This window comes from Mycoplasmopsis adleri, from assembly GCF_045276205.1.
Classification (GTDB): Bacteria; Bacillota_I; Bacilli_A; order Mycoplasmatales; family Metamycoplasmataceae; genus Mycoplasmopsis; species Mycoplasmopsis adleri.
The window spans coordinates 158402-184372 of record NZ_CP174162.1 but is presented as its reverse complement, the minus strand read 5'-3'; the positions used below and the strand labels follow the sequence as shown (position 1 = coordinate 184372).

At 27.9% G+C, this 25971-nt stretch carries 19 protein-coding genes, 1 tRNA gene and 1 pseudogene; 9 read left to right on the top strand and 12 right to left on the bottom strand.

Annotation, left to right across the window (positions count from 1 at the left end):
• Positions 1-204 precede the first annotated feature (204 nt).
• Complete coding sequence (locus ACJA22_RS00800; protein WP_406617232.1) at positions 205-765, top strand: DJ-1/PfpI family protein; 561 nt, start codon at positions 205-207, stop codon at positions 763-765.
• A 73-nt stretch (positions 766-838) separates the two neighbouring features.
• Here ACJA22_RS00800 and ACJA22_RS00795 read toward each other — a convergent pair whose 3' ends face one another.
• A complete protein-coding gene (locus tag ACJA22_RS00795; RefSeq protein WP_406617231.1) occupies positions 839-2200 on the bottom strand; it encodes a YitT family protein in 1362 nt (453 codons plus the stop codon).
• 88 nt (positions 2201-2288) lie between these two features.
• Between ACJA22_RS00795 and ACJA22_RS00790 the strand changes: the two genes are divergently transcribed.
• The gene (locus ACJA22_RS00790; protein ID WP_406617230.1) at positions 2289-3122 is read left to right on the top strand and encodes a Cof-type HAD-IIB family hydrolase; all 834 of its coding nucleotides are present in this window, start codon (positions 2289-2291) and stop codon (positions 3120-3122) included.
• Here ACJA22_RS00790 and ACJA22_RS00785 read toward each other — a convergent pair.
• Positions 3109-3840 (bottom strand): DNA-processing protein DprA, encoded by a 732-nt coding sequence (locus tag ACJA22_RS00785; RefSeq protein WP_406617229.1) that lies wholly within the window; start codon positions 3838-3840, stop codon positions 3109-3111. The two genes, ACJA22_RS00790 and ACJA22_RS00785, sit on opposite strands and share 14 nt — an antisense overlap.
• Before the next feature lie 266 nt (positions 3841-4106).
• Between ACJA22_RS00785 and adhP the strand changes: the two genes are divergently transcribed.
• Positions 4107-5150: an alcohol dehydrogenase AdhP gene (adhP, locus tag ACJA22_RS00780; protein WP_406617586.1), complete on the top strand. Its 1044-nt coding sequence runs from the start codon at positions 4107-4109 to the stop codon at positions 5148-5150.
• Positions 5151-5286: 136 nt separating this feature from the next.
• Here the strand turns inward: adhP and ACJA22_RS00775 are convergent, their stop codons facing one another.
• From ACJA22_RS00775 to ACJA22_RS00755, 5 genes are all read right to left on the bottom strand, one after another.
• Complete coding sequence (locus tag ACJA22_RS00775; protein WP_406617585.1) at positions 5287-5640, bottom strand: nucleoside 2-deoxyribosyltransferase; 354 nt, start codon at positions 5638-5640, stop codon at positions 5287-5289.
• 140 nt (positions 5641-5780) lie between these two features.
• Positions 5781-7433: an IS1634 family transposase gene (locus ACJA22_RS00770; RefSeq protein WP_406617228.1), complete on the bottom strand. Its 1653-nt coding sequence runs from the start codon at positions 7431-7433 to the stop codon at positions 5781-5783.
• Positions 7434-7750: 317 nt separating this feature from the next.
• Positions 7751-9970: an ATP-dependent Clp protease ATP-binding subunit gene (locus ACJA22_RS00765; protein ID WP_406617227.1), complete on the bottom strand. Its 2220-nt coding sequence runs from the start codon at positions 9968-9970 to the stop codon at positions 7751-7753.
• A 384-nt stretch (positions 9971-10354) separates the two neighbouring features.
• Positions 10355-12514 (bottom strand): Tex-like N-terminal domain-containing protein, encoded by a 2160-nt coding sequence (locus tag ACJA22_RS00760; RefSeq protein ID WP_406617226.1) that lies wholly within the window; start codon positions 12512-12514, stop codon positions 10355-10357.
• Between the two features lie 14 nt (positions 12515-12528).
• Positions 12529-13374 carry an MAGa7180 family putative nuclease gene (locus ACJA22_RS00755; protein WP_406617225.1) on the bottom strand — a complete coding sequence of 282 codons (846 nt, stop codon included), beginning with the start codon at positions 13372-13374 and terminating at the stop codon, positions 12529-12531.
• A gap of 272 nt (positions 13375-13646) precedes the next feature.
• Between ACJA22_RS00755 and lysS the strand changes: the two genes are divergently transcribed.
• The 3 genes and pseudogenes from lysS to ACJA22_RS00740 all read left to right on the top strand — a co-directional run.
• Positions 13647-15116, top strand: a complete 1470-nt coding sequence (lysS, locus tag ACJA22_RS00750; protein ID WP_406617224.1) for a lysine--tRNA ligase — start codon at positions 13647-13649, stop codon at positions 15114-15116.
• 204 nt (positions 15117-15320) lie between these two features.
• The gene (locus tag ACJA22_RS00745) at positions 15321-16973 is read left to right on the top strand and encodes an IS1634 family transposase (RefSeq protein WP_406616757.1); all 1653 of its coding nucleotides are present in this window, start codon (positions 15321-15323) and stop codon (positions 16971-16973) included.
• A 70-nt stretch (positions 16974-17043) separates the two neighbouring features.
• A pseudogene (locus tag ACJA22_RS00740) lies at positions 17044-17496 on the top strand (amino acid--tRNA ligase-related protein); the annotation flags it as partial.
• A gap of 217 nt (positions 17497-17713) precedes the next feature.
• Here ACJA22_RS00740 and ACJA22_RS00735 read toward each other — a convergent pair.
• The 5 genes from ACJA22_RS00735 to ACJA22_RS00715 form a co-directional block, all read right to left on the bottom strand.
• The gene (locus ACJA22_RS00735; protein WP_406616738.1) at positions 17714-19366 is read right to left on the bottom strand and encodes an IS1634 family transposase; all 1653 of its coding nucleotides are present in this window, start codon (positions 19364-19366) and stop codon (positions 17714-17716) included.
• 162 nt (positions 19367-19528) lie between these two features.
• Positions 19529-21055, bottom strand: a complete 1527-nt coding sequence (gene tig, locus ACJA22_RS00730; RefSeq protein WP_406617223.1) for a trigger factor — start codon at positions 21053-21055, stop codon at positions 19529-19531.
• A gap of 106 nt (positions 21056-21161) precedes the next feature.
• A complete protein-coding gene (locus tag ACJA22_RS00725; protein ID WP_406617222.1) occupies positions 21162-21614 on the bottom strand; it encodes a 23S rRNA (pseudouridine(1915)-N(3))-methyltransferase RlmH in 453 nt (150 codons plus the stop codon).
• On the bottom strand, positions 21601-23439 hold the full coding sequence (gene mnmG, locus ACJA22_RS00720; protein WP_406617220.1) for a tRNA uridine-5-carboxymethylaminomethyl(34) synthesis enzyme MnmG: 1839 nt from the start codon (positions 23437-23439) through the stop codon (positions 21601-21603). The genes ACJA22_RS00725 and mnmG overlap by 14 nt, the downstream gene beginning before the upstream one ends.
• A gap of 417 nt (positions 23440-23856) precedes the next feature.
• Positions 23857-24219: a hypothetical protein gene (locus tag ACJA22_RS00715; protein WP_406617219.1), complete on the bottom strand. Its 363-nt coding sequence runs from the start codon at positions 24217-24219 to the stop codon at positions 23857-23859.
• A 675-nt stretch (positions 24220-24894) separates the two neighbouring features.
• On the opposite strand from ACJA22_RS00715, the gene ACJA22_RS00710 reads away from it, so the two are divergent.
• The 3 genes from ACJA22_RS00710 (at position 24895) to ACJA22_RS00700 (ending at position 25800) form a co-directional block, all read left to right on the top strand.
• Positions 24895-25452, top strand: coding sequence for an MAGa4850 family ICE element protein (locus tag ACJA22_RS00710; RefSeq protein ID WP_406617218.1), 558 nt, complete (start codon positions 24895-24897; stop codon positions 25450-25452).
• Positions 25370-25690, top strand: a complete 321-nt coding sequence (locus tag ACJA22_RS00705; protein WP_406617217.1) for an MAGa4850 family ICE element protein — start codon at positions 25370-25372, stop codon at positions 25688-25690. Before ACJA22_RS00710 ends, ACJA22_RS00705 begins: the two co-directional genes overlap by 83 nt.
• A 34-nt stretch (positions 25691-25724) precedes the next feature.
• Positions 25725-25800, top strand: a tRNA-Asp gene (locus ACJA22_RS00700).
• Positions 25801-25971 lie beyond the last annotated feature (171 nt).

Below are 25971 nucleotides of genomic sequence, written 5' to 3'. Positions count from 1 at the left end.
TGTTAAAAATTACATTGTAAAAGTTGGAAACTGGGAGAAGATGATGACGATGACGAAGATGACGATGATTGGGAGGATGAAGAGGATTAATATCCTTTTTTATTTGCAATTTATTTTTTATAACTTAGATAAATTGCTATTTTTCATTAGTCCTAATTATTAAGAATATAATATAGATAATAATAAATAAAGAAAGAGGTTTATATGAAATTACTTGTATTAGTTCATGAAAATTTTAATGATATGGAATTAACAACTGTATTAAGTGTGTTAAACAAATCAAAAGAATTTGAAACAGTTGTATACTTCAACCCTAATTTAAAAATTGCTACCGGTCAACACGGAGTTGTAACTTTAAATTTAGTTAATGATGTTAACTATGATGACTTTGATGCTATTTTTATCCCAGGTGGTCAAGGTGCTAAATTATTAAGAAATGATCCAACATCAATTGAAATTATTAAACGTTTCAAAGAAAAGAATAAATACATTTTCGCTATTTGTGATGCTCCAAACGTATTATATGAAAATGGTATTATTGATAATCAAATTGTTTATTCATCATACCCAATTCCAAATATCGAACACTCTTCAGGTGCATTAAGAAGCAAAGCTTTCGCTTGTGTTCAAGGTAAAATGTTTACTGGAAAATGTCCTGCTGCTGCCTTAACATTAGGTTTAGCAATTATCAAAATTTTATTTGGAGAAGCTAAATTCGAAGTTGTTAAAAAAGACTTATATGGTGAACATGAACCTATTTTATAGTCCTTTTAGTCAAAATCAGAAGTCTTAATAGGCTTCTTTTTTTATTAAAAAAGTTGCCCGTAGGCAACTAATATTAAACTTCCACATATTTAGTGTCGAATAATCCAGAAACATTATCGACTGGCTTAATAGCAATTCAAGCATTTGGATCAATCATCTTAAGGTCAGACAAGATACTTTTTGTTTCCAGTAATAATAATGTTGTTGAAATGATGTAAATATCTGAACCGGTGTAACCACTTTTACCTTTGAAAATTGAATATGCATGTCAGTATTTAATATCTTTAAAGTATTTAACAAATTCTTTAGGATCCTTACATGAAATTTCAAGAGTAACTTTCTTATATTTTGGATAAATGATGTTAAGTGCAACATTATTAATAAGAATATATAAGAAGGTTGATACTTCTCTTAAACCAAATATTGTTCTAGGTGAAACACATTTTGCAAATGAGTTATAGTTAAATCCAGGATTTAAATAGACAAGTAAAATGTTATTATCACGAGAACTAAATGCTTTTTCATTAATCAAGTCTGACATTAATTCTAAGTCTAAAACATTTTTGTGAGGAGCAGCAAAACCAAAGATAATTAAGAAAACTGATGAAGCAGTAAGGTTAATAATAAGAATAACACTAGCTACACTCTTTTGCTTTTTAGTGGAGTAGTAGTAAGCAACAATATCTGTACCACCTGTTGAACCAGCATTTTTTCAAGCAATTGCTATAGCTGTACCAGCACATAAAGAACCTAAGAAACCATTTACTAAAATAGGTCAGTTAATTGAGTTTTCAAATTCACCAAGTAATAATCCGGAACTATCATAAACATTAATTTGTTTTCTTCATCCAGGAACGATATTTAAATATTGATTTATAAAATGCGTTACTTGTGGAATCATTGTGAAAACCATGTTAACAAAGATTTGGAAAATCATAAATGCTAAGGTTAAAAATACGAAGCTTTTTTTCTCTTTAAGCCCATAAGATAGGAATAAAGGAACGTTTACCGCTAAGAACATTAACGCGAAATATTTCTCAATTTGAGGATATCCATTATTTTTAGCTATAAGAACCGCAAGCATTGGAAAACCACTCAAACCACTAGGGATAGTATCACCTCTATTTAAGAAAGCAACTACACCAAAGTTGAAAATAATTGACGCTATAAAAATAAAAAATAATCTTTTTGTATATAAAACAACAGTTCTATTTTTTACATCTTTATTCTTTTTATTTTTTTCGTCATTATCATAGGAATATCTTCCCATTTTATATTTGTGAATGCTATGTTCAGATCCACAATTTACATCGCATCCTTCTCTTTTTAGAGCTCTTAAATTGGCTTTATGCTCCTTAATTAATTCTTTTCGCCTTTGCTCTAATTTAGGATTTTGCTCTTGTACCACAATTTCATTATCTTTTTCGATTGACATATTGCTAATATTATATATATAATTTGATTTTAAAAAATTAAATATAATATATAAATATAAAATTTGTATATTTTTGAAGGAGATTTTAATGAAAAAGAAATTATTTGCGTACGATCTTGATGGCACATTATTAATGTCTAATAATACTGTTAATGATTACACCAAAAGTGCTCTTAAAAAAGTTGAAGAAAAAGGTTGATTAAACGTTTTAAATACTGGTAGAGGTTTATTAAAAGTTTTACCTTTAATTGATCAATTTGAAAGCTTTGATTATTTTATTTGTTCTAACGGCGCTTTAATTTATGATTTACATAAAAAAGAAATTATCGTAGTTGGTCAAGTTGGTGCTTTTGCATTCGAACCTATGTTTGAATATGCTAAAGAAAACCAATTAATTTTAACAGTTGATACCACAACTTTTAATGGTTCATACATTCCAGATATTAATGGAAAACTACCCGACTGATGTCAAACTCAAGATATAATGGACTTAGCAAAATTAAACAAATCTGACTATAAAACAATGAAAAACGTCATAAGTGACCCTAATTCAATTATTACCCAAATTGCTATTAGAAGTTACAGAGGCAAAGCTCAAGAAGTAACTAAACACTTCGCTAAATTGTTTGAAGGTAAATGCTCTGTATATTTAACTAATTCAATTTATACTGACGTTAATCCCCAAAATATTTCTAAGTGACATGGTTTAGAATTCTTAATTCAAAACAAACATTTAGAAAATTATGAAACATATGGTTTTGGTGATTCAGGTAACGATGTTCAAATGCTTATTCATTGTGATCATGGCATTGCTATGGGCAATGCAACACAAGATGCAAAAGAAAATGCCAATGAAGTAATCGGCGATTATAATACTGGTGCTATTGGTATTAAGTTAATGGAAATTCTTAATAATAACTAACATCTCCTAAGTGTGTCATTAAATTAGCTCCTGATTTAATTAAAAATGTATTTCCATCATCATAGGTAAGTCCAGGATAGCAATAAACTTCTTTGCCCATGTTTGCAAAGCACATTGCTAGATTAATAATTCCTGAATTTCGCTTGGAACTATAAATAATTAAACATTTAGCTAATGCACTACAAATTACATTTCTTTCCTTAAAATAAATTAATTTAGGATGAGTATCAAAAGGATATTGAGTAATAACCAACTCAGTATCTTTTTTAATTTCAAATGGTTCGTAAGTTAAGCCGTTCGCTAGTATAAAAATAATTTTTTGATTATTTTCACGATAAATATCAATAATCTTTTGATCTAAATTTTTGTAATTATTAGTGACTAGTACTCCTTTAGTCATCAAATTAGGCACTATTGTATTGATATTGTTTACAACGTTTTCAGTTTCAATATCTCCAGTCATGCTAATTAAGTCATAATTAAGCAGATCAAGATTGCCTTGATAATACAAAATAAATGGAGCATATTTTAAATGTTTCAACTGTTCAGGATATTCCTTATCAAAAACCGTTAAGGTTTTGATATCTTTCTCTTTTAATAATGCCTTGATTTCCTCGATTTTTTCATTATCAACAGGTTCATTGTTTTTAATTGATTTGTAAATTAAATAGTTATTTCCTTTATGAATGTATGAAAAATATAACAAAATATCGTTCATTTTTTAACTCCTTTCCAAGTTAAACTTTAATATCTAAAAAACTAAAAAGTTGGGTTAAAAATGAACAAAAATGAGAAAATAAGGCAATTTTTACTATAAATTATTTACAGAAATGTTTCCATATATAATATACTAAATTGTAAAATGATGACCAAAACACTAAAATAAATATTAAAATTATATCAATATGAGAGATTAAGACTTTCATATTTGAATTTAAAACACGAATTTTAGGAGATATCAAAATGAAAAAAATTCCAGAAAAAATGAAAGCTTTTGTTGTTACAAAGCCTAAAACATGAAGCGTACAAGAAGTAGATGTGCCTAAACCAAAATACAAAGAAGTTTTAATTGAAATGGAAACTTCAGGTATTTGCCACACAGACTTACACGCAGCTAACTATGACTGATTAGTTGAACCAAAATACCCATTAATTCCAGGTCACGAAGGTATTGGTAAAGTTGTTGCTTTAGGTGAAGGATGTACAAGACTTAAAGTTGGTGACAGAGTATGTTTAGCATGATTACACGATGCATGTGGATATTGTGAATACTGCTTAACAGGTCGTGAAACATTATGTCCAAACCAAAACATGTCAGCTTATACTAAAGATGGTTCATTTGCCGAATACGCAATTGGACACGAAGACTATGTAGGAATCGTTCCTGAAAAATTAGATATTATTACAGGTGCTCCAGTTGTTTGTGCTGGTGTTACAACATATAAAGCTCTTAAACAAACTAAAGCTAAACCAGGCAACTATGTAGCAGTTATTGGTGTTGGTGGATTAGGTCAATTAGCTATTCAATATGCTAAAGCTATGGGATACCGTCCAATTGGTATTGACTTAAGTGATGACAAATGCAAATTAGCTATTAAATCAGGTGCTGAACACGCATACAACTCAGCTAAAGATCCAGAATTCATTAAGAAAATTATTGAAGTTACTGGTGGTGGTGTTCACGCTGTTGTTAATACATCAGTTCACCCAAGTGCAGCAGAACAAGGTATGGAAATGCTTCGTCGTGGCGGACGTCAAGTATTAGTTGGTTTACCAGCTAAAGACAAATTAGGAAAAGATGACTTCAAAGTTTCAATTTTCTGAACAGTTCTTTGTGAAAGAGAAATTGCTGGTTCTATCGTTGGTACAAGACAAGACTTAGCTGAAGCTCTTGAATATGCGGCTGATGGAAAAGTTAAATCAGAAGTTACAAAGATTGTTAAACTTGAAGACGTTGCAGACATTTTTGACAAATTACAAAAAGGTGAATTCTTAGGTCGTGCTGTTATTGACTTTAGAAAGAAATAATTTATTCTAAGCAAGAGTCGGGAAACCGACTTTTTGTTTTTCAAAAAATTCTAATAATCCTATAAAACAGGCAATAATACAAAAACAGCATTAAAAAATAGGAGCTTATAACTCCTATATTAGCTTTCAAAATTTGCTAAAGTGTTTTGAAAAAGCTTTCAACTTCTTTCATTAAATCTGCTTCATTATGAACTAATGTTGCATTGCATTGAATCATTCCATCTAAAAATCTATTCATTCTTTCACTTCAATTTAATTGATTTCTAAAGTCTGAACTGTAGACAATTATTTTAATACCTGGTTTTTGTTTTTTGAGTGCACTTATATAACCAAATTCAAGTAATGTTCCTGAATCATAATTATCAATATCGATAATCATAAAGTTAGTTTTATCAATGAAACCAATATCGTTTTGGTAGTAAAAAATATTAAGTTGAGGTTCATCATCTTTTACTGTATCGTTTAATTCAATTGGATTATAAATTTCTAATTTAAATTTGTTTTTAAATTTCTTAGCATAAAGCTCTCTAATTAATCTTGCTTGTTCTCTTCTGGCTTTAATCCCGAGTTTCCAACTTTTACAATGTAATTTTTAACAACTCATCTGTTTGATGAGCTGTTTTTAATAATTTAAAATTTTAATTCATTTAAAATTCTTAAATATGTTTGATAATCTTGAATTGCTTGATTATTGTTGTCGTTAATAATATATTCTTCACTTTCAATTTTTCCGTCAATAATCTTGCATGTTTTGATTGTTTCTTTTATTACATCTTGTAATTTTTTGATTGTGATTTTTTCATCTACAACACCGAGTTCTTTCAAACCTTTGTTTAAATAATAAATAACAAAATTTAATAAAACAAGAGATAAGAAGCAAAGTACGAAATGACCTTCAATATGCTTTTCACTTCATACATAAATAGGTCTTACAGCTAAAGCACTTTTTAAAGCTCTAAAGTTTGATTCTATTTGTCATTGTTTTGAATATAAATTCACAATTTCTTCAGGTGATAAATCAAATCTAGAGGTTTCATAAGCATAATATCCGTCAAACTTTTCATCTTCGATAATTTTGTCATAGTTAAGTTTGTAATAACCTTTACCACCAACTTTTTCGAAGAATTTAAACTTCTTTTGACCGAACATTACTTGAACATGAACTAGTCCGTCTTTATCTTGTCTTTTAATAAAATTATCGATTAAAATTTGTCTATCATTTTTATCTTTTAATGCTCTTTTTTTACTATATGTTACTACCAATCTTCTCTTGTGTCCGTTTGCTCTTCTATTCTTTCAAAACGAATAAAAAGTAGTTTCTTTATATTCAAAATTATTGTCTCCAAAATAGCCGGATTCATCTATTGCAAAGGTCTTTCGGTCATTTGAAGCCGCTTTTAATCTATAAGATAAAATGTAATCAATATCGTTATCTTCTAAGAATCTTATGTTTCTATTTGTACTCATTCCTCTATCAGCAATGAGTGTTACTTTGTTTAATTCATATTGTGATTTTATATTCAAAATAAAATTAATAAATGTTGATGCATCAGCAGTGTTCCCTTTGAATAATTTATAGTGAATTGGAATGCCGTTTTCATCTGTTACTAAACCTAAAACAATTTGATCTTCTTTGAATTTTCCATCTTTAGAATAACCTGGATATCTCAATCCTTCTCTTACAAAACTTTCAAAATATACCGTTGAAGAGTCGTATCAAATAATATCTATTTTTCTATTTTTATCTTTGATCAATGTATCGTTAACACTCTTTAAAATGTTATTTTTATTTTCAGCTAAATAGTCTAAAGTATTATAAAATGTCGTCTTTTCAACTTCTAAATTTATATTGAATTTGTCTTTATTTTTAAAGGATGAAAGCATGCTACCCGGATTTACAATTCTATTTGAAATCATATATTTTAATAAATCATTTAAATACTTGGATTTTGATACTTTAGCATCTTTAAAAGGATTTAATTTTTCTAAGAAACTGTATAACAAATCATATCCATAATTGAACTGTTTTGTTTCAATTTTAACCTTGCTTATATCTAACTCTAATTGTCTAATTATCATATTTCTATCTCAATCAGTATTGTAGTTTTGAGATAGTTTTTTAATTTTTTCTACTGGATCAGAACAATATTTTTCTCATTTTTCAACTGTACCGATACCGATAGATTTCTTATAACCTTTGCCAAATCCTCCTGAAAGTGCTAAAGATAAGTAAGTAGAGTTCTTATTTTTTCTTGAAATTAATAGTCATTTGTCTTTTTTCATATCTTTATTATACCACAAATTACAATGTAATTATGTAAAAAAATAACTTTTTTTATTTATATATAAATAACACTGAAAAAAGTAATAAAAAAAGAGCTCCAACTTGGAAACTCAGGAAAAACATTAGAAAACTTCAAAAACTTATTCTTGTGTTTCCAATAAAATTTCAAAAACAATAGCACTTTTAAAGGGTGCTATTTATTTTATTATTCTGTTTTATAGCCTAATTAGTAAATTGCTATTAACTTGTGTAAGGCGTGCTAAGGTAGAAACCAGCAACAAAAAAACCACCGCTTTCGCGGCAGCTGTTTTGCGTATTATTTTGAAGATTCTTTTTTATCTGAATCTTTCTTAATACTTTCTTTGATTGCATTCTTCTTGTCAGTAACGATAATTTTGTTAGCAAAAACATCGATTACATATGAATTATTTGGTTTGATAGAACCATCAATAATTTGGTAAGCTAGAATGCTTTCGATATTATTTTGAATATATCTTCTAATTGGTCTAGCACCGAAGTTTGGATCGTAGGCGTTTTTAGCGACATATTCTATTAATTTTTGTGTATATTCAAGTTTGATATCTTTTGAACTTTTAATTCTATTAATTAATTTATCTAATTCTAATACAACAACTTCTTGTATTACTTTTTCACTTAATGGTTCGAATTTAATAATTTCATCAATTCTGTTTACGAATTCTGGGCTTAAGAACTTAAGTAATTCAGCCTTAAGCCCAGGAATTTCATCATTCATTTTATTGATGATTTCACTTGAGCCAATATTTGAAGTCATAATAACAATTAAGTTTCTACAGTTTATTAATCTGCCTTGTGAATCTGTAAATGCACCATTATCTAAGATTTGTAAAAGAATATTTAATACATTTCTATCTGCTTTTTCAATTTCGTCAAATAATAAAATAGTATAAGGATTCTTTCTAATTTTTTCAGCTAATGATCCACCAGCATCGTAACCTACATATCCTGGAGGAGCACCAATAATCTTAGAAACACTGTGTTTTTCCATGTATTCAGACATGTCTAATCTAATCATTTGTTTTTCACTATCAAATAATGAAAATGCTAATGCCCGTGCTAATTCAGTTTTACCAACACCTGTAGGTCCCATGAATAAGAAACTTGCAAGTGGTCTATTTGGGTCGTTAATATCTGCTTTAGCACGTAAAACAGCTTTTGTAACTAAATTAATAGCATTATCTTGACCTTTAATTCTTGATTTAAGATCATTTTCAAGGTTTAATAATTTTTCTCTATCACTTTCAAGTAATTTAGTAATAGGAATTCTAGTTCATTTAGAAACAATTGAAGCTATTTCTTCAGCAGTTACACTATCTTTGATTAAAGATGAAGAAGAGTCGTTAAGTTCTTTTTCGATTTCTTTAATCTTGCTTTCAGTTCTAGGAATTTCAAAGTATAGAACTCTTGAAGCATTATCATAATCAGCATCACGTTGATAAATTTTTAATTTATATTTCAAATCATCAAGGTATTTTTTGAGTTTTGATAATTCTTCTAATCTTTGCTTTTCTGTATTTCATTTGGCTTGCAATGTATCAATCTTAGAATTAATTTCTGAGATTTCCGTATTGATTTCTGCAATCCGTTTTTCATTTCTTTTCTTGTTATCACTTAAAGCGATTTTTTCCATTTTAAGTTTAGCAAGTTTTTGTTTGAGTTTTTCTAATTCCTCTGGTTCATAGTTAATTTCGGTTTTTATCGTTGCAGCAGCTTCATCAACTAAGTCGATAGCTTTATCAGGTAAAAATCTATCTGAAATATATCTAGCACTTAATCTGGCTGCAGCTACTAAAGCGTCGTCTTGAATTTTTACATTGTGATAATTTTCAAACCTTGCTTTAATACCACGAAGGATTGTTATAGTATCATCAATTGATGGTTCTTTAACATCAACCCTTTGCATACGTCTTTCAAGTGCAGCATCCTTTTCGATGTATTTTCTATATTCATCAAAAGTTGTTGCACCGATAAGATGCATTTTACCTCTAGCCATTAATGGTTTAATAATGTTTGCGGCATCCATACCACCATCAGCATTTTTACCGGTTCCAACTAACATATGAATTTCATCGATAAATACGATGATATCGCCATGAGAATCTTCAATTCTTTTAAGAACATCTTTAAGTCTTTTTTCGAATTGACCTTGGTATGAAGCACCAGCTATCATACTTGCCAAATCAAGTTCATAAACATCTTTATTTTTTAAATTTTCAGGCACTTGACCTTCGACAATTTTTCTAGCTAGTCCTTCAACAATAGCAGTTTTACCAACACCTGGTTCACCAACTAGAACGGGGTTATTCTTAGTCTTGCGAGATAAAATACGTATAATTCTACGAATTTCATCATCTCTATTAATAACAGGGTCTAGTTCATGTCTTGCTGCTAAATCTGTTAAATTTCTACCATAGAGTTTTAATGGATCTTTTTCATCTTCTTTTTTGTTTTGTCCATCATTACCCATGTTAAATAAATCTTCAAAATTGAAATCCATAATGTGCCTCCTTTATTTTCATATATTTATATTTTAGCACTCTTTGCCTTCGACTGCTAAAAAATTTTTATTTTTTTTATTTTGGTGTTTCGCTATATATGAATAGACTAGATTTAAGATTGATAATTTTATTAAATATTATTTAGGATATTCCTTTGCGAGACTCAGTTATTATTCTTGACATTATTTATATAAGATTATAAAAACCTTTAATGTAGAAGCGGGTTGCTAATAAAGCAGGTGCGAATAGACTTAAGGTTGAAACTTTATGCTTTGCTCCTAACCTAAATTTCCATATTAGGTTGTTTTATAGATAAAAAAACACTTCCTTTCGAAAATGTCTAATTTTTTAACCTAGTTTTTATCATGAAAATTAACTAAAAATTATTTATAAATTAACTTACCTTGGATTTTTTCTTTGTCTTTATCAATTGAAAGAATTTCGACAGTAATGTTGTCTCCAACTTTTACAGCATCTTTAGGGTGATTAATTTTTTCATTAGGATTTCTTTTCATTTGTGAAATATGAATTAAGACAGCTTGTTTAATACCAATATAAACAAAGATACCAAAGTCTGTAATATTTTGAACAGATCCTTGAACTAGCATACCTGGTTTTAAATCTTCTAATTTTAAAATATCATCTTTAAGTACATATCCATCTTTTTCATCTCTAATGTCTTTAGTTGGATTTAATAAAGCGCTAACAATAAGTTGAACATCATATTCGTTTGAATCAAATTTCTTTGCAAGTTCTTTGATGTTTGCTTTTTCAAGAACAACTGTATCAATATCTGATAAATCAATATTTAATTCATTAACAATTTTATCTGCTAAAGCATAGCTTTCAGGGTGAATGTTTGTTCTATCATAAAAAGTTTTTGAATCATGGATTCTTAAGAAACCAATTGCTTGTTCGTAAGCTTTAGGACCCACGCCTGGAACTTTAAGAAGTTCTTTTCTGTTTTTGAATTTCTTATTTTCATTACGATAAGCAACGATATTTTCAGCAAGTTTCTTACTTAAACCTGAAACATAGCAAAGAATTTCTTTAGTTGCACTGTTTAAATCAACCCCAACTAAGTTTACGGCTTTATCAACTTTAAAACTTAATGCTTTATTTAATTCTTTTTGGTTAACATCATGTTGATATTGACCAACACCGATAGATTTAGGATCAATTTTGATTAATTCATTAAGTGGATCTTGGAATCTTCTACCAATATTGATTGCACTTCTTTCTTCAACGTGTAAATTTGGAAATTCTTCTTGAGCAATTGGTGAAGCAGAATAAACTGAAGCACCAACTTCAGAAACTACAGCATATTGTAATTCTTCATTTGGATTATTTTTCTTTCTTTCCTTAATAATATTAGCAATAAATGCTTCCGTTTCTCTTGAAGCTGTTCCGTTACCTATTACAATAATATTAACTTTATATTTATCTATTAATTTATTAACTATTGTTTTAGCTTCTTTGATTTTGAAATCTGAATTAGTTGTTGGGAAAATTAAGGCTTTTTCTAAGAAAGTTCCTTGAGGGTTTAAAATTGCAATCTTGCAACCATTGATATAAGCTGGGTCAATTGCCATAACTGTTTTATCTTTAACAGCTGGGAATAAAAGCATTGTTTCAACATTTTCAGCAAACAATTTAATTGCCTCTTTTTCAGCTCTTTCAAATAGTTCGCTTTTAATTTCTCTAATGATTGAAGGAATTAATAAACGGTCTAAACTATCTTTTAGAGCTTCATTTAAAATTTTTCCCGTTGTCTTTATTTTAAAGTACTTTTCGTTTAAATCATATGTGATTTTCTTGATGTTGTAATCAACAATATCATATGATAAAATTTTGAGATCTCCACCTCTAGCGATAGCTAAAACTCTATAATTAGGAATCTTATTAACTCTTTGTGAAAAGTCATAATATTGCTTGAAGTTTTCTTTTTCGTCTTCCGCATTTTTCTTAACTTTTGATTGAACTGTACCATAATCATAAATTTGATGTTTGATAAACTCACGATTGTTAGCATCTTGAGACATGATTTGGCTAATAATAAATTTAGCTTGTTCAATTGCAAATTCAGCCATTGGAACTTTGTCATTTACATATTTTTGAGCTTCTTTATAAGGATTAAATTTAGGATCAGTTGCATTCATAATTGCTAATGCTAATGGTTCTAAACCTAAAGCAATAGCTTCAGTTGCTTTAGTTTTCTTACCAACCTTAAATGGTTCGTAAATGTTTTCAACTTCTGCTTTAGTTTCAGCAGCGTTAATTTTTTGTTCTAACTCTGGAGTTAATAATTTATTTTCTTTAAGAATATTAATAACAGCTTCTTTACGTTTGTTTAACTCAACATTGTAGTTGTACATATCTGAAATGTTATTAATAACTTCTTCGTCTAATCCGCCAGTTACATTTTTTCTATATCTAGCTATAAATGGAACTGTAGCATCATTTTTAAGCAAATCTAAAACAACTTCTACTTGTTCTTCTTTTAAATTTAATTTATTTGCAACATATTTAATTGATAAATCCATAAAAACTCCTTATATTATTTAAATTTGTCAAATGAGAGGTCTTTGTCAACTTTTCCCATTGCTTTTCATTTATTAAATAATGCTTCTCATTCTTGTTCATTTCTACATCTTAAGTATTCAACTTGGTCGCTATCTCTTGGTAATTCATATTGAGGCGAAACACCAGAAACTGAATATTTTTTGTAGAACTTTTCTACTTTTTCGATATCGTCTTTTGCTTCTTCAACATTAATTTTATATGGGAAGGTCTTAACTATTCTTTGATTTAAATCGATTGCTTCAGGATCAGCATAGTCTCCATCTTCAAGGAAAGCGGCCACAATTGTAAAGCGCTTATAATTCAATAAATAAGCATAAAGTTGAGCTTGTTTAATGTAATCTGTTGGCACTCCACTATTATTATTTCTAGTTCATTGGTCGTATTTTTTGATATTAACTGCTTTCATTTCTAAAACGTTTTTATCGGCTTGAATTAAACCATCAGGAACACCACCGATATATTCGTTTAAGCCTTTAAAATAGTTATATCCGACTTCGCTAGCTATAATATGATCAAACTTTTTATCTGGCGAACTTTTTCTTAAAACTTCAAAAATTTTAGGTTCTACAGCCACACCGGCATTAATGTATTTTAATTGTAATGCAGGCAACTTTAATCTAGCCATATGGCAAAATGCACCGAATTGGCTTTTGAAACTATCAGTTTCTAAAATATCAGCAATTGATGAACCACCAAATAATTTAAAACCTTGAAATGCTGATTTGCTATTTAAAAGCAAATTGTGATATTCAGGTTTTAAAATTACAACATGTTTACTTTCATCTAAAATGTAATCAACACCATTATATTTTCTTGTCATTTTTAATCACCTTTCATTTTTATATAAATTAGTTATTTAATTATAAATGATATTATTCATTATTTTAATAATGATTTCAAATATTCTGCTTGGAATAAAATAAAAAAATGAGACTTTTTCGCTGCTTTTTATCTCAATCATTTTGGTTTTTGCGGCTAGCAAAATATTCTTAAGTAAGTTATAAAAATATAAATCTAATATAGAAGTTTTATATTAAAATATATATATAAATTATTATATATATTAAATATCTTAATTTTTAGGAGACTATTATGGAAAAATACACAGAACAAGAACAAGTAAGGCGTGATAAATTAGAATTTTACAAAGAAAATAATGTAGTCCCATTTAAAAAAGCTTACGGTTTAGGTGAATTAGTTTTAAGTGGCAAAATTAATGAAAAATTTGGTAAATTTACTCGTGAAGAATTAGAAGCACAACACAACGAAGTATGCATCGCTGGTAGATTAATGACAGTTAGAGGACCATTCTTAGTTTTAAAAGATAGAGATGGCTTAATCCAAGTTTATTTCAATAAAAAAGATGATCCTGAAGTTGCTAAAATCGTTGCAACATATGACTTAGGCGACATTATTTGAGTTAAAGGTATAGTGATGAAAACTTACACTGGCGAATTAACAGTTAAATCAAATCAAATTGATTTATTAACCAAAGCATTAAAACCTTTACCAGATAAATTCCACGGTTTAACAGATACTGAAGAAAGATACCGTCACAGATATGTAGATTTAATTATGAATGATGAATCTAAAGAAAAATTCATCTTAAGAACTAAAATCATTCAATGAATTAAAGAATACTTTAATGATTTAGGCTATTTAGAAGTTGAAACACCATTTTTACATGACTATATTTCTGGTGCTGCCGCTAAACCTTTTACAACTCACCATAACTCATTAAACCAAGACTTTGTTTTAAGAATTGCTACTGAAATTCCACTTAAAAAATGTATCGTAGGTGGTTTAGACAGAGTTTATGAATTAGGACGTATTTTCAGAAACGAAGGATACGATACAACACATAACCCAGAATTTACAACAATCGAATACTATGAAGCATACTCAAATGCTGAAGGTATGATGAATAGAACAGAAAACTTATTCAAGTTCTTAATTAAAAAATTAGGCAAATCTAAATTCATGAACAACGGTCGTGAAATTGACTTATCAAAACCATTTAAGAGAGTTAACATGGTCGATGCTGTAAGTGAAAAAACAGGTCATGACTTTAGAAACATTACATTAGAAGAAGCCAAAAAAGTAGCTAAAGAACACAATGTTAAAATTGAAAAATTCTGAACAATCGGTCACATTATCAATGGTCTTTACGAAGAATTAGTAGAAGAAACTTTAATTGAACCAACCTTCTTGTATGGACACCCAATTGAAATTTCACCTTTAAGTGCTAAAGCTGACAATCCAAGATTTACAGAACGTGCTGAATTATTTATCAACACAAAAGAATATGCAAACATGTATACTGAATTAAGCGACCTATCGACCAACTTGAAAGATTTTAAATCACAATTAGCTGAAAAGAATGCGGGTAATGATGAAGCTGGTGATATCGACTGAGACTTCGTAGAAGCTCTTGAATATGGTATGCCTCCTACCGGTGGATGTGGTATTGGTATTGATAGATTAGTTATGTTATTAACTGAAACTGATTCAATTCGTGATGTTCTTTTATTCCCAACACTCAAAAAAGTTAAGAAAAACTAATATACTTAAATTATCTTTAAACTAGCAATAATAAAGCTAGTTTTTTATTTGCCTTTGTTATAGCTTAAATTTCTTTATTAAGTTGTTTTCCTGAGTTTCCAAGTTGGAGCTCTTTTTTATTACTTTTTTCAGTGTTATTTATATATAAATAAAAAAAGTTATTTTTTTACATAATTACATTGTAATTTGTGGTATAATAAAGATATGAAAAAAGACAAATGACTATTAATTTCAAGAAAAAATAAGAACTCTACTTACTTATCTTTAGCACTTTCAGGAGGATTTGGCAAAGGTTATAAGAAATCTATCGGTATCGGTACAGTTGAAAAATGAGAAAAATATTGTTCTGATCCAGTAGAAAAAATTAAAAAACTATCTCAAAACTACAATACTGATTGAGATAGAAATATGATAATTAGACAATTAGAGTTAGATATAAGCAAGGTTAAAATTGAAACAAAACAGTTCAATTATGGATATGATTTGTTATACAGTTTCTTAGAAAAATTAAATCCTTTTAAAGATGCTAAAGTATCAAAATCCAAGTATTTAAATGATTTATTAAAATATATGATTTCAAATAGAATTGTAAATCCGGGTAGCATGCTTTCATCCTTTAAAAATAAAGACAAATTCAATATAAATTTAGAAGTTGAAAAGACGACATTTTATAATACTTTAGACTATTTAGCTGAAAATAAAAATAACATTTTAAAGAGTGTTAACGATACATTGATTAAAGATAAAAATAGAAAAATAGATATTATTTGATACGACTCTTCAACGGTATATTTTGAAAGTTTTGTAAGAGAAGGATTGAGATATCCAGGTTATTCTAAAGATGGAAAATTCAAAGAAGATCAAATTGTTTTAGGTTTAGCAACAGATGAAAACGGCATTCCAATTCACTATAAATTATTCAAAGGGAACACTGCTGATGCATCAACATTTATTAATTTTATTTTGAATATAAAATCACAATATGAATTAAACAAAGTAACACTCATTGCTGATAGAGGAATGAGTACAAATAGAAACATAAGATTCTTAGAAGATAACGATATTGATTACATTTTATCTTATAGATTAAAAGCGGCTTCAAATGACCGAAAGACCTTTGCAATAGATGAATCCGGCTATTTTGGAGACAATAATTTTAAATATAAAGAAACTACTTTTTATTCGTTTTGAAAGAATAGAAGAGCAAACGGACACAAGAGAAGATTGGTAGTAACATATAGTAAAAAAAGAGCATTAAAAGATAAAAATGATAGACAAATTTTAATCGATAATTTTATTAAAAGACAAGATAAAGACGGACTAGTTCATGATCAAGTAATGTTCGGTCAAAAGAAGTTTAAATTCTTCGAAAAAGTTGGTGGTAAAGGTTATTACAAACTTAACTATGACAAAATTATCGAAGATGAAAAGTTTGACGGATATTATGCTTATGAAACCTCTAGATTTGATTTATCACCTGAAGAAATTGTGAATTTATATTCAAAACAATGACAAATAGAATCAAACTTTAGAGCTTTAAAAAGTGCTTTAGCTGTAAGACCTATTTATGTATGAAGTGAAAAGCATATTGAAGGTCATTTCGTACTTTGCTTCTTATCTCTTGTTTTATTAAATTTTGTTATTTATTATTTAAACAAAGGTTTGAAAGAACTCGGTGTTGTAGATGAAAAAATCACAATCAAAAAATTACAAGATGTAATAAAAGAAACAATCAAAACATGCAAGATTATTGACGGAAAAATTGAAAGTGAAGAATATATTATTAACGACAACAATAATCAAGCAATTCAAGATTATCAAACATATTTAAGAATTTTAAATGAATTAAAATTTTAAATTATTAAAAACAGCTCATCAAACAGATGAGTTGTTAAAAATTACATTGTAAAAGTTGGAAACTCGGGAAGAACACAATGTTAAAATTGAAAAATTCTGAACAATCGGTCACATTATCAATGGTCTTTACGAAGAATTAGTAGAAGAAACTTTAATTGAACCAACCTTCTTGTATGGACACCCAATTGAAATTTCACCTTTAAGTGCTAAAGCTGACGATCCAAGATTTACAGAACGTGCTGAATTATTTATCAACACAAAAGAATATGCAAACATGTATACTGAATTAAGCGACCCTATCGACCAACTTGAAAGATTTAAATCACAATTAGCTGAAAAGAATGCGGGTAATGATGAAGCTGGTGATATCGACTGAGACTTCGTAGAAGCTCTTGAATATGGTATGCCTCCTACCGGTGGATGTGGTATTGGTATTGATAGATTAGTTATGTTATTAACTGAAACTGATTCAATTCGTGATGTTCTTTTATTCCCAACACTCAAAAAAGTTAAGAAAAACTAATATACTTAAATTATCTTTAAACTAGCAATAATAAAGCTAGTTTTTTATTTGCCTTTGTTATAGCTTAAATTTCTTTATTAAGTTGTTTTATAGGGAAATATAGCAATTCATAAATATATACTGCAGGCTAAAAAAGGCAATAAAAAAATCCCGAGTTTCCAACTTTTACAATGTAATTTTTAACAACTCATCTGTTTGATGAGCTGTTTTTAATAATTTAAAATTTTAATTCATTTAAAATTCTTAAATATGTTTGATAATCTTGAATTGCTTGATTATTGTTGTCGTTAATAATATATTCTTCACTTTCAATTTTTCCGTCAATAATCTTGCATGTTTTGATTGTTTCTTTTATTACATCTTGTAATTTTTTGATTGTGATTTTTTCATCTACAACACCGAGTTCTTTCAAACCTTTGTTTAAATAATAAATAACAAAATTTAATAAAACAAGAGATAAGAAGCAAAGTACGAAATGACCTTCAATATGCTTTTCACTTCATACATAAATAGGTCTTACAGCTAAAGCACTTTTTAAAGCTCTAAAGTTTGATTCTATTTGTCATTGTTTTGAATATAAATTCACAATTTCTTCAGGTGATAAATCAAATCTAGAGGTTTCATAAGCATAATATCCGTCAAACTTTTCATCTTCGATAATTTTGTCATAGTTAAGTTTGTAATAACCTTTACCACCAACTTTTTCGAAGAATTTAAACTTCTTTTGACCGAACATTACTTGATCATGAACTAGTCCGTCTTTATCTTGTCTTTTAATAAAATTATCGATTAAAATTTGTCTATCATTTTTATCTTTTAATGCTCTTTTTTTACTATATGTTACTACCAATCTTCTCTTGTGTCCGTTTGCTCTTCTATTCTTTCAAAACGAATAAAAAGTAGTTTCTTTATATTTAAAATTATTGTCTCCAAAATAGCCGGATTCATCTATTGCAAAGGTCTTTCGGTCATTTGAAGCCGCTTTTAATCTATAAGATAAAATGTAATCAATATCGTTATCTTCTAAGAATCTTATGTTTCTATTTGTACTCATTCCTCTATCAGCAATGAGTGTTACTTTGTTTAATTCATATTGTGATTTTAGATCCAAAATAAAATTAATAAATGTTGATGCATCAGCAGTGTTCCCTTTGAATAATTTATAGTGAATTGGAATGCCGTTTTCATCTGTTGCTAAACCTAAAACAATTTGATCTTCTTTGAATTTTCCATCTTTAGAATAACCTGGATATCTCAATCCTTCTCTTACAAAACTTTCAAAATATACCGTTGAAGAGTCGTATCAAATAATATCTATTTTTCTATTTTTATCTTTGATCAATGTATCGTTAACACTCTTTAAAATGTTATTTTTATTTTCAGCTAAATAGTCTAAAGTATTATAAAATGTCGTCTTTTCAACTTCTAAATTTATATTGAATTTGTCTTTATTTTTAAAGGATGAAAGCATGCTACCCGGATTTACAATTCTATTTGAAATCATATATTTTAATAAATCATTTAAATACTTGGATTTTGATACTTTAGCATCTTTAAAAGGATTTAATTTTTCTAAGAAACTGTATAACAAATCATATCCATAATTGAACTGTTTTGTTTCAATTTTAACCTTGCTTATATCTAACTCTAATTGTCTAATTATCATATTTCTATCTCAATCAGTATTGTAGTTTTGAGATAGTTTTTTAATTTTTTCTACTGGATCAGAACAATATTTTTCTCATTTTTCAACTGTACCGATACCGATAGATTTCTTATAACCTTTGCCAAATCCTCCTGAAAGTGCTAAAGATAAGTAAGTAGAGTTCTTATTTTTTCTTGAAATTAATAGTCATTTGTCTTTTTTCATATCTTTATTATACCACAAATTACAATGTAATTATGTAAAAAAATAACTTTTTTTATTTATATATAAATAACACTGAAAAAAGTAATAAAAAAAGAGCTCCAACTTGGAAACTCAGGAAAAAAGGCAATAAAAAAATGAACTTTGTAAAAAGTTCACTTCTTATTATTTTTTGGTTTCTTCAGATTTTGTTGTTGATTTTTTAGTTGTTGTTTTAGCTTTAGTAGTTGTCTTCTTTGGCTTTTCTTCTTTTTTAGCTTCTTCAGCTTTTCCTTTTTCTTCTTTTTCTTTTGCAGCTTTAATTGTAGCTTTAACAATTTTTTCTACTTCATCATGGTTGTGTTTTGAATTTTCAGCATTAAGTGAATCAGCTAATTTTCTTAAAGCGTGAGCTTCTTTAGCAGATTCTGCTATCATCTTACTAAATTGTTCGTTATCTTTAGTAGCTTCACCACCAAAGATTGTTACAATCATATCAAGAGGCATATTTGCTCTTGTTGCAATAAGGCAGTAAGCATATAATTTATCAGCTTCTGTTGGTTCTTTGAAGTCTTTTTCGTTTTCTTGCATAATGTGAGACATTACTAATTGTTTAATTGTTTCAAGTTTTGTTTCTTCGTAAAGAGCTTCTGTGAATTGTTGTTCAGTTTTTTGAAGTAATTGTAAGTAATCTTCTAATTTAATATTTTGTGATTTTAATTGAGCTTTAATTTGTGATAATTTTTCTTCAACTTGTTGTCTAACAATAATTGGAGCAATTTGGATTTTGTTTTCAACTACAGCAGCATCTGCTAAGAAATAAATAGCATCTCTATCAGCAGCAACTACTTCAGCAATAGTCATGTTGTCTTTAAATTCTTTTTCAAGTTCTTTAACTGTAGTAGCACCTGATGGCATATTTAATGATTTAATTTTTTCATCAGTAATTTCGATTTTTTCTAATCTCTTAGCATCTACAATTTCACAGTCAAATGTAGCTTGTTGACCTTTTAATGAATCAACAGGATATTGTTTAGGGAATGTAACTTTAACTTCACCTTTTCAACCAATTTTTTTACCAATTAATTGATCTTCAAAATTGTCGATAAATGTCTTAGAACCTAATTTAATTTCAAAGTTTTCTGCTTCACCACCATCAAATGGTTCATTGTTTACATAACCTTTGTAGTTAATAATTAAAACATCACCCTCTTCAGTTTTGTCATCTTTTCCAAGTGGTAATAATAATGCTTCATTTTCAAAAGATCTTCTAATAGCTTTTTCAATATCTTTTTTAGATACAGAAACTTTGTCGTATGCCACTTTGATTTTTGATAAATCAAGTTTTGATAAATCAGGTAAAAAAGGAAATTCAACTTTTACAACTGAAGTTTCTTCTGACAATACTGGTAAGTCTACTAATGCAGGCATAGCAACTACTGATGGATATTTTTTATGTACTTCATCAAAGATTTTTTGAGCATCTTGTTGGTACATATCTTCAATAGCGTCGTAAGCTACAACAACTGGTGTAATTCTTTTGTCAATTTCATGTTGAGGAGCTTTACCTGGACGGAAACCAGGAATTTTTAATTCTTTAATTTTTTTAGCTTTTACTGTGTCATAAACTTTCTTTCAGTCTTCTCCACTGAATTCAACTTCAACAACAACAGAAGTTTTATCTTTATTTAATTCTTTACTTTTAATAACCATAATTATCTCCTTTAGTTATATATAATATTTAAATTTTATATTAAATTATAAAAAACGTCAATTTTTACTATTCTTTTTCTAGTAATATCTATAAGTTTTAAATTTATTATTTGTGATACTTCTTATTATTAATAATCATAAAAGCACGATAAATTTGCTCAACTAACATAACTCTAAATAATTGATGTGGAAAAGTCATTTTTGAAAAACAAATTTTTAAATTAGCAGCTATATCATCTTCAATCACGCCATCAGAACCACCAATTATAAAGGTAATATCTTTATTAATATTTTCTCTTATAATTTCACTAAATTCTTCTGAACTATATTGCTTGCCTCTAAGCGAAGTTAAAACAACTAAAGAATTCGGTAACACCTGTTTTATAATGTTTTTCGTCTCTTTGTCCTTTTTAACTTCGATGTTTTTTTCTTCGCTAAATTCTTTAATTTCAACTAAATTTAACTCAGCATAATTGCTGATATTTTTAGCATACGATTCATAAATTGCTTTAAATTTTGGAGTCAATGTCCCAACTGCAATAATCTTAATTTTTGTCATTTGAACCTTTTCTAGATTCTAAATAAAACATAAGCATTTGAATATCTGCTGGATTAATTCCACTAATTCTACTTGCTTGACCAATCGTGCTAGGTCTAATTTTTTCAAGCTTTTGTTTAGCTTCAATTGCAACGTTAGGAACAAGTTTATAATCAATGTCTTCAGGAATTTTATAGTTTTCTAATCTAACTACTTTATTAGCATCTGATTTTTGTTTTTCAATATAACCATACAAACGCACCATAATAGTTAATTCTTCAAGATATGGAAAATCAGGATCGACATCAGCTGGATCAACATCAGGACGAGCTAAAACATTTAATAATGTTGAACCATTGTAAATACCATACTTTTTAGCACATTCACTTTTACTTGATAAGTGAGTAGTATGTAATCTTTGAATTTCATCATCTATTAATTTATATTTTTTAATTACTTTGTCGTATTCTTCTTGAGTAATCATTCCTGATTTTAAAGCATATTCAGCAAGTCTTATATCAGCATTATCATTTCTTAAAAGCAATCTATATTCAGCTCTTGATGTTAGCATTCTATAAGGTTCTTTTGTTCCTTTAGTTACTAAATCATCAATTAATACTCCAATATATCCATGATTTCTTAAAATCACAATTGGATCTTTATGTTCTAATTTTAAAGCAGCATTAATGCCAGCAATTAAACCTTGCGCAGCAGCTTCTTCATAACCACTTGTTCCATTAATTTGACCAGCTGTATATAAACCATGAACCTCTTTAGTTTCTAATGAACTTTTAAGTTGTAATGGATCAATAGCATCATATTCAATAGCATAAGCTCATTTTTGAACTCTCGCGTTTCTTAATCCTGGAATTGATCTAACCATTTTTTCTTGAACTTCAACTGGCATTGAGGTTGATAAACCATTAATGTAAGTTATAGTTCCATCAGCAGTTTCAGGTTCAAAGAAAATTTGGTGTCTTTCTTTATCTGAAAACTTAACGATTTTATCTTCAACAGAAGGACAGTATCTTGGACCAATGCCTTCAATTAAACCTGAATACATTGCTGAACGATTAATATTATCTCTAATAATTTGATGAGTTTCTGGAGTTGTATAAGTTAAATAGCAAGCAATTTGTTTAGGTAATTTTACATTTGATCTAGATGAAAAAGAAAGATTTATATCGCTTAAAACTTCTTCTTCAACTTCATCATAATTAATTGAATCTGAATATATTCTTGGAGGTGTACCAGTTTTTAATCTTTGAATAATGAAACCTTTGTCTTTTAATGATTTACTTAACATTGGTGTGGTTTTTTCACCATCAGGTCCACTAATTGTTATAGATTCTCCTCTTAAGATTCTTGATGCCATATATGTACCGGTTGTAACTACACAAACATCAGCATAAATAATGCCATGGTCTTTTACCGACACACCTATAAAATTGTTATTTTCATCAGTTATAATTTCTTCTACAACGCCTTCTAAAAGATCTAACTTAGGTTGCTTTGCAGCATATTCATAAGCTATTTTAGAATATTTTTCTTTATCAATTTGTGCTCTTAAAGCACGCACGGCAGGTCCTTTAGATTGATTTAGCATCTTGAGTTGAATCATTGATAAATCAGCTCATAATCCTTGCATACCACCAAGAGCATCAATTTCTCTTGTGATAATTCCTTTTGCTGGTCCACCAATTGATGGATTACATGGCATCATTCCAAGTCTTTTCAAATTAAAAGAAATTAATAACGTTTCATGGTTTTTATGTGATAAGGCAAATGCAGCTTCTAACCCTGCATGACCTCCACCTACAACTATTGCTTCATATTTATTTTTCATAATAGATTAATTTTAATATTTAATTTAATTTTTAATAATTTTTTAATAATTGAATTTATAAGCTTTTAAAATGCTTCTCTAAAATTTGAAAATCCTTAACATTTAAAAAAGTCAGGTTTGTGTTTTTGCAATTTATTAACCTGAAATTAGCAATAAATTCTATGTTATTAATATCGCATATAAGGCTATTTTATGATCAAAAAAATGTTTAACAATTCTTTAAAAACTCAATATTTTTAACATTTTTTGTTAGTTAAGTTGCTTTAGAAAATCGTTATTTTTGAATTTCAATTCATGCTGTTATTTGTGTTTTCATTTTAACTTATTCAATTGTTTTGTGGTATAAAAAATAAAAGTATCCATGAAGGATACTTAAAATTTTCAAAATTATTAAATAAGATTTTTCACTTGTTATTATTATTTTGAGTTAGAAGTGCTGCTTGATGCCAAACTAATACATGCAGCTATAAAAGATAATAATGGGAAAAAGAATCCTATAATCATCAATATTCTTACAATTGTACTGTGTGTAATAACACATAAAACAATTTGAAGAACAAATGAGGTAATTGAAAGAGCTGCTGCAGCTAAAAGTACTATTATTGCTCAAAATGTTGATTTGAGTGTACTTTTAGTTATTGCCTCAGCAGAAGTAGTATTATCTGCCTTCGATAATTGAGTAAGTACTGGCATTCAAATTACAAACATAACTATTGATAAAATAACTGCACCAATTCAAATACCTAAAAGCGCACCTGCGACTTTTTTCTCTTTATTCATTTTCATCTCCTTGGTTGTTAATCCGTGAAATTATATTTTTTTAACATTAAGAATAAATGCAATTGCAAATATGAATGATAATGTAAAAATTTAGAATTTATGTGAAACTCAAAATATCGTTTTCTTATTTTATATAAAGAAAATACATAATTAGTTTTTCGTTTTCACTTCATAAACTATTTTAAATTGAAAGTTTTTAAGTAAAAAGACACAATAAAAAATGTCTTGTTATCTAAAGAATAGTTTTTTGGTATGACTACAGCAAACAAGAATAAAGTTTATTGAATATCAATTTCCAAGTTCACTACTATGAATTTAAATTGATTCTCTCGTAAAACTGATCTAGCCTAAATACCTAAAAAAGTCAAACTATTCCATTTTTGCTGCTTTTTTTACAAAAACTTCCTTTTTATTTTAATTTTTGCTTAATATTGAATTTAATATTATGCTGAAAAATTATGGAAGTGTTTAAAAATGTAGGGTTGAACCTTTAAAAAAAAGGAAAAGCAAGATCGTAAGGTCTTGCTTTTTTTATCGTTTTGTTAGTTAAAAAAATTAGTTAGTTAAAAGAATAAAAAAACGAGGGAAGAACCCCCCTCGAAGAACACTAAATATATTATACAAGAAATGTTCTTCCTTCGTTTAAAAAATTTTTAATTTGTTAGGAGACATTTTATGGGTAAATTTAGTGAACTTCATTTATTAGAACAAGAAGCTAGATTAAACAATGATTATAGTGAACTGGATAAATTTTGAAGAGAACAGAAATGAAAGGAAAATTATGATAAAAAAATCTATGACAAGTTAGATGAAAAATTGATTGAGGTGATACTAAAATCAAAAATAGTTATTGGTGAAAGTTATTATCAAAAGCTAAAAACAAATAAGGTATTACTTGAAATATTTATAGTGCTAAAAACATTAGGCAAAAAAGGAATTAAAACTTCTGATTTGATAGCTTTTGGTTTTAAAAAAACAAGTATTAAAAATGCTATTAAAAAACTACTTAATTTAGGAATTTTAGATTCAAAAATTTATAAAGAATTTAGATTGTTAAAATTAAGAAAAAAAGTCCTTAAAAAACCTAAAGAAAGTTTTTGAATTTTGAAGAAAAAAGATACTTGAAAAATCTTTTTGCTTTATGGTTTAGATGCAGCTATTATGTATGTGATTAATAGCTTCAAAAGTAAGGTTTATAAGTGAGATAAAAAATTGCATTCAGTCCCTACATAGACGAAAAGTAATTTTGCAGAATGCTTACTATAAAAATTTAAACATTTCGGATACAAAAATTTACTTATTGAATAAAATGATTTGTAATTATTTTTTAGTTCGTTATAGAGAAATGTTTGGAATTATTCATAAACGAAAAACTAAATTTATAACGGTTAAAAGTAAGAAAGAAAAACTTATTCATAAATTTATTGGTTATGAATTTAAAACTTTACGTTATTTGTTAATGCAAATTTAATTAGATTTAAAACTTTTTTAAAACGGTAATAAATGATTTAGTAGTAGAGTGGTTAATACGCTTCCCTGTCACGGAAGAGATCGCGGGTTCAATTCCTGTCTAAATCGCCATATGGATTAAGTTCAAAAAAAATTGCTGTTTTAAAAACTAATTGAATTTTATGTTTTGATAATGATTTTGGCACTATGTGTCTATTTTAGTTTTAAGTTGATGAAAAAAATAATAAATTTGTAATTAAGTAATGTTGTTAAGGACAAAATTATTAATTTAAATTATTAACG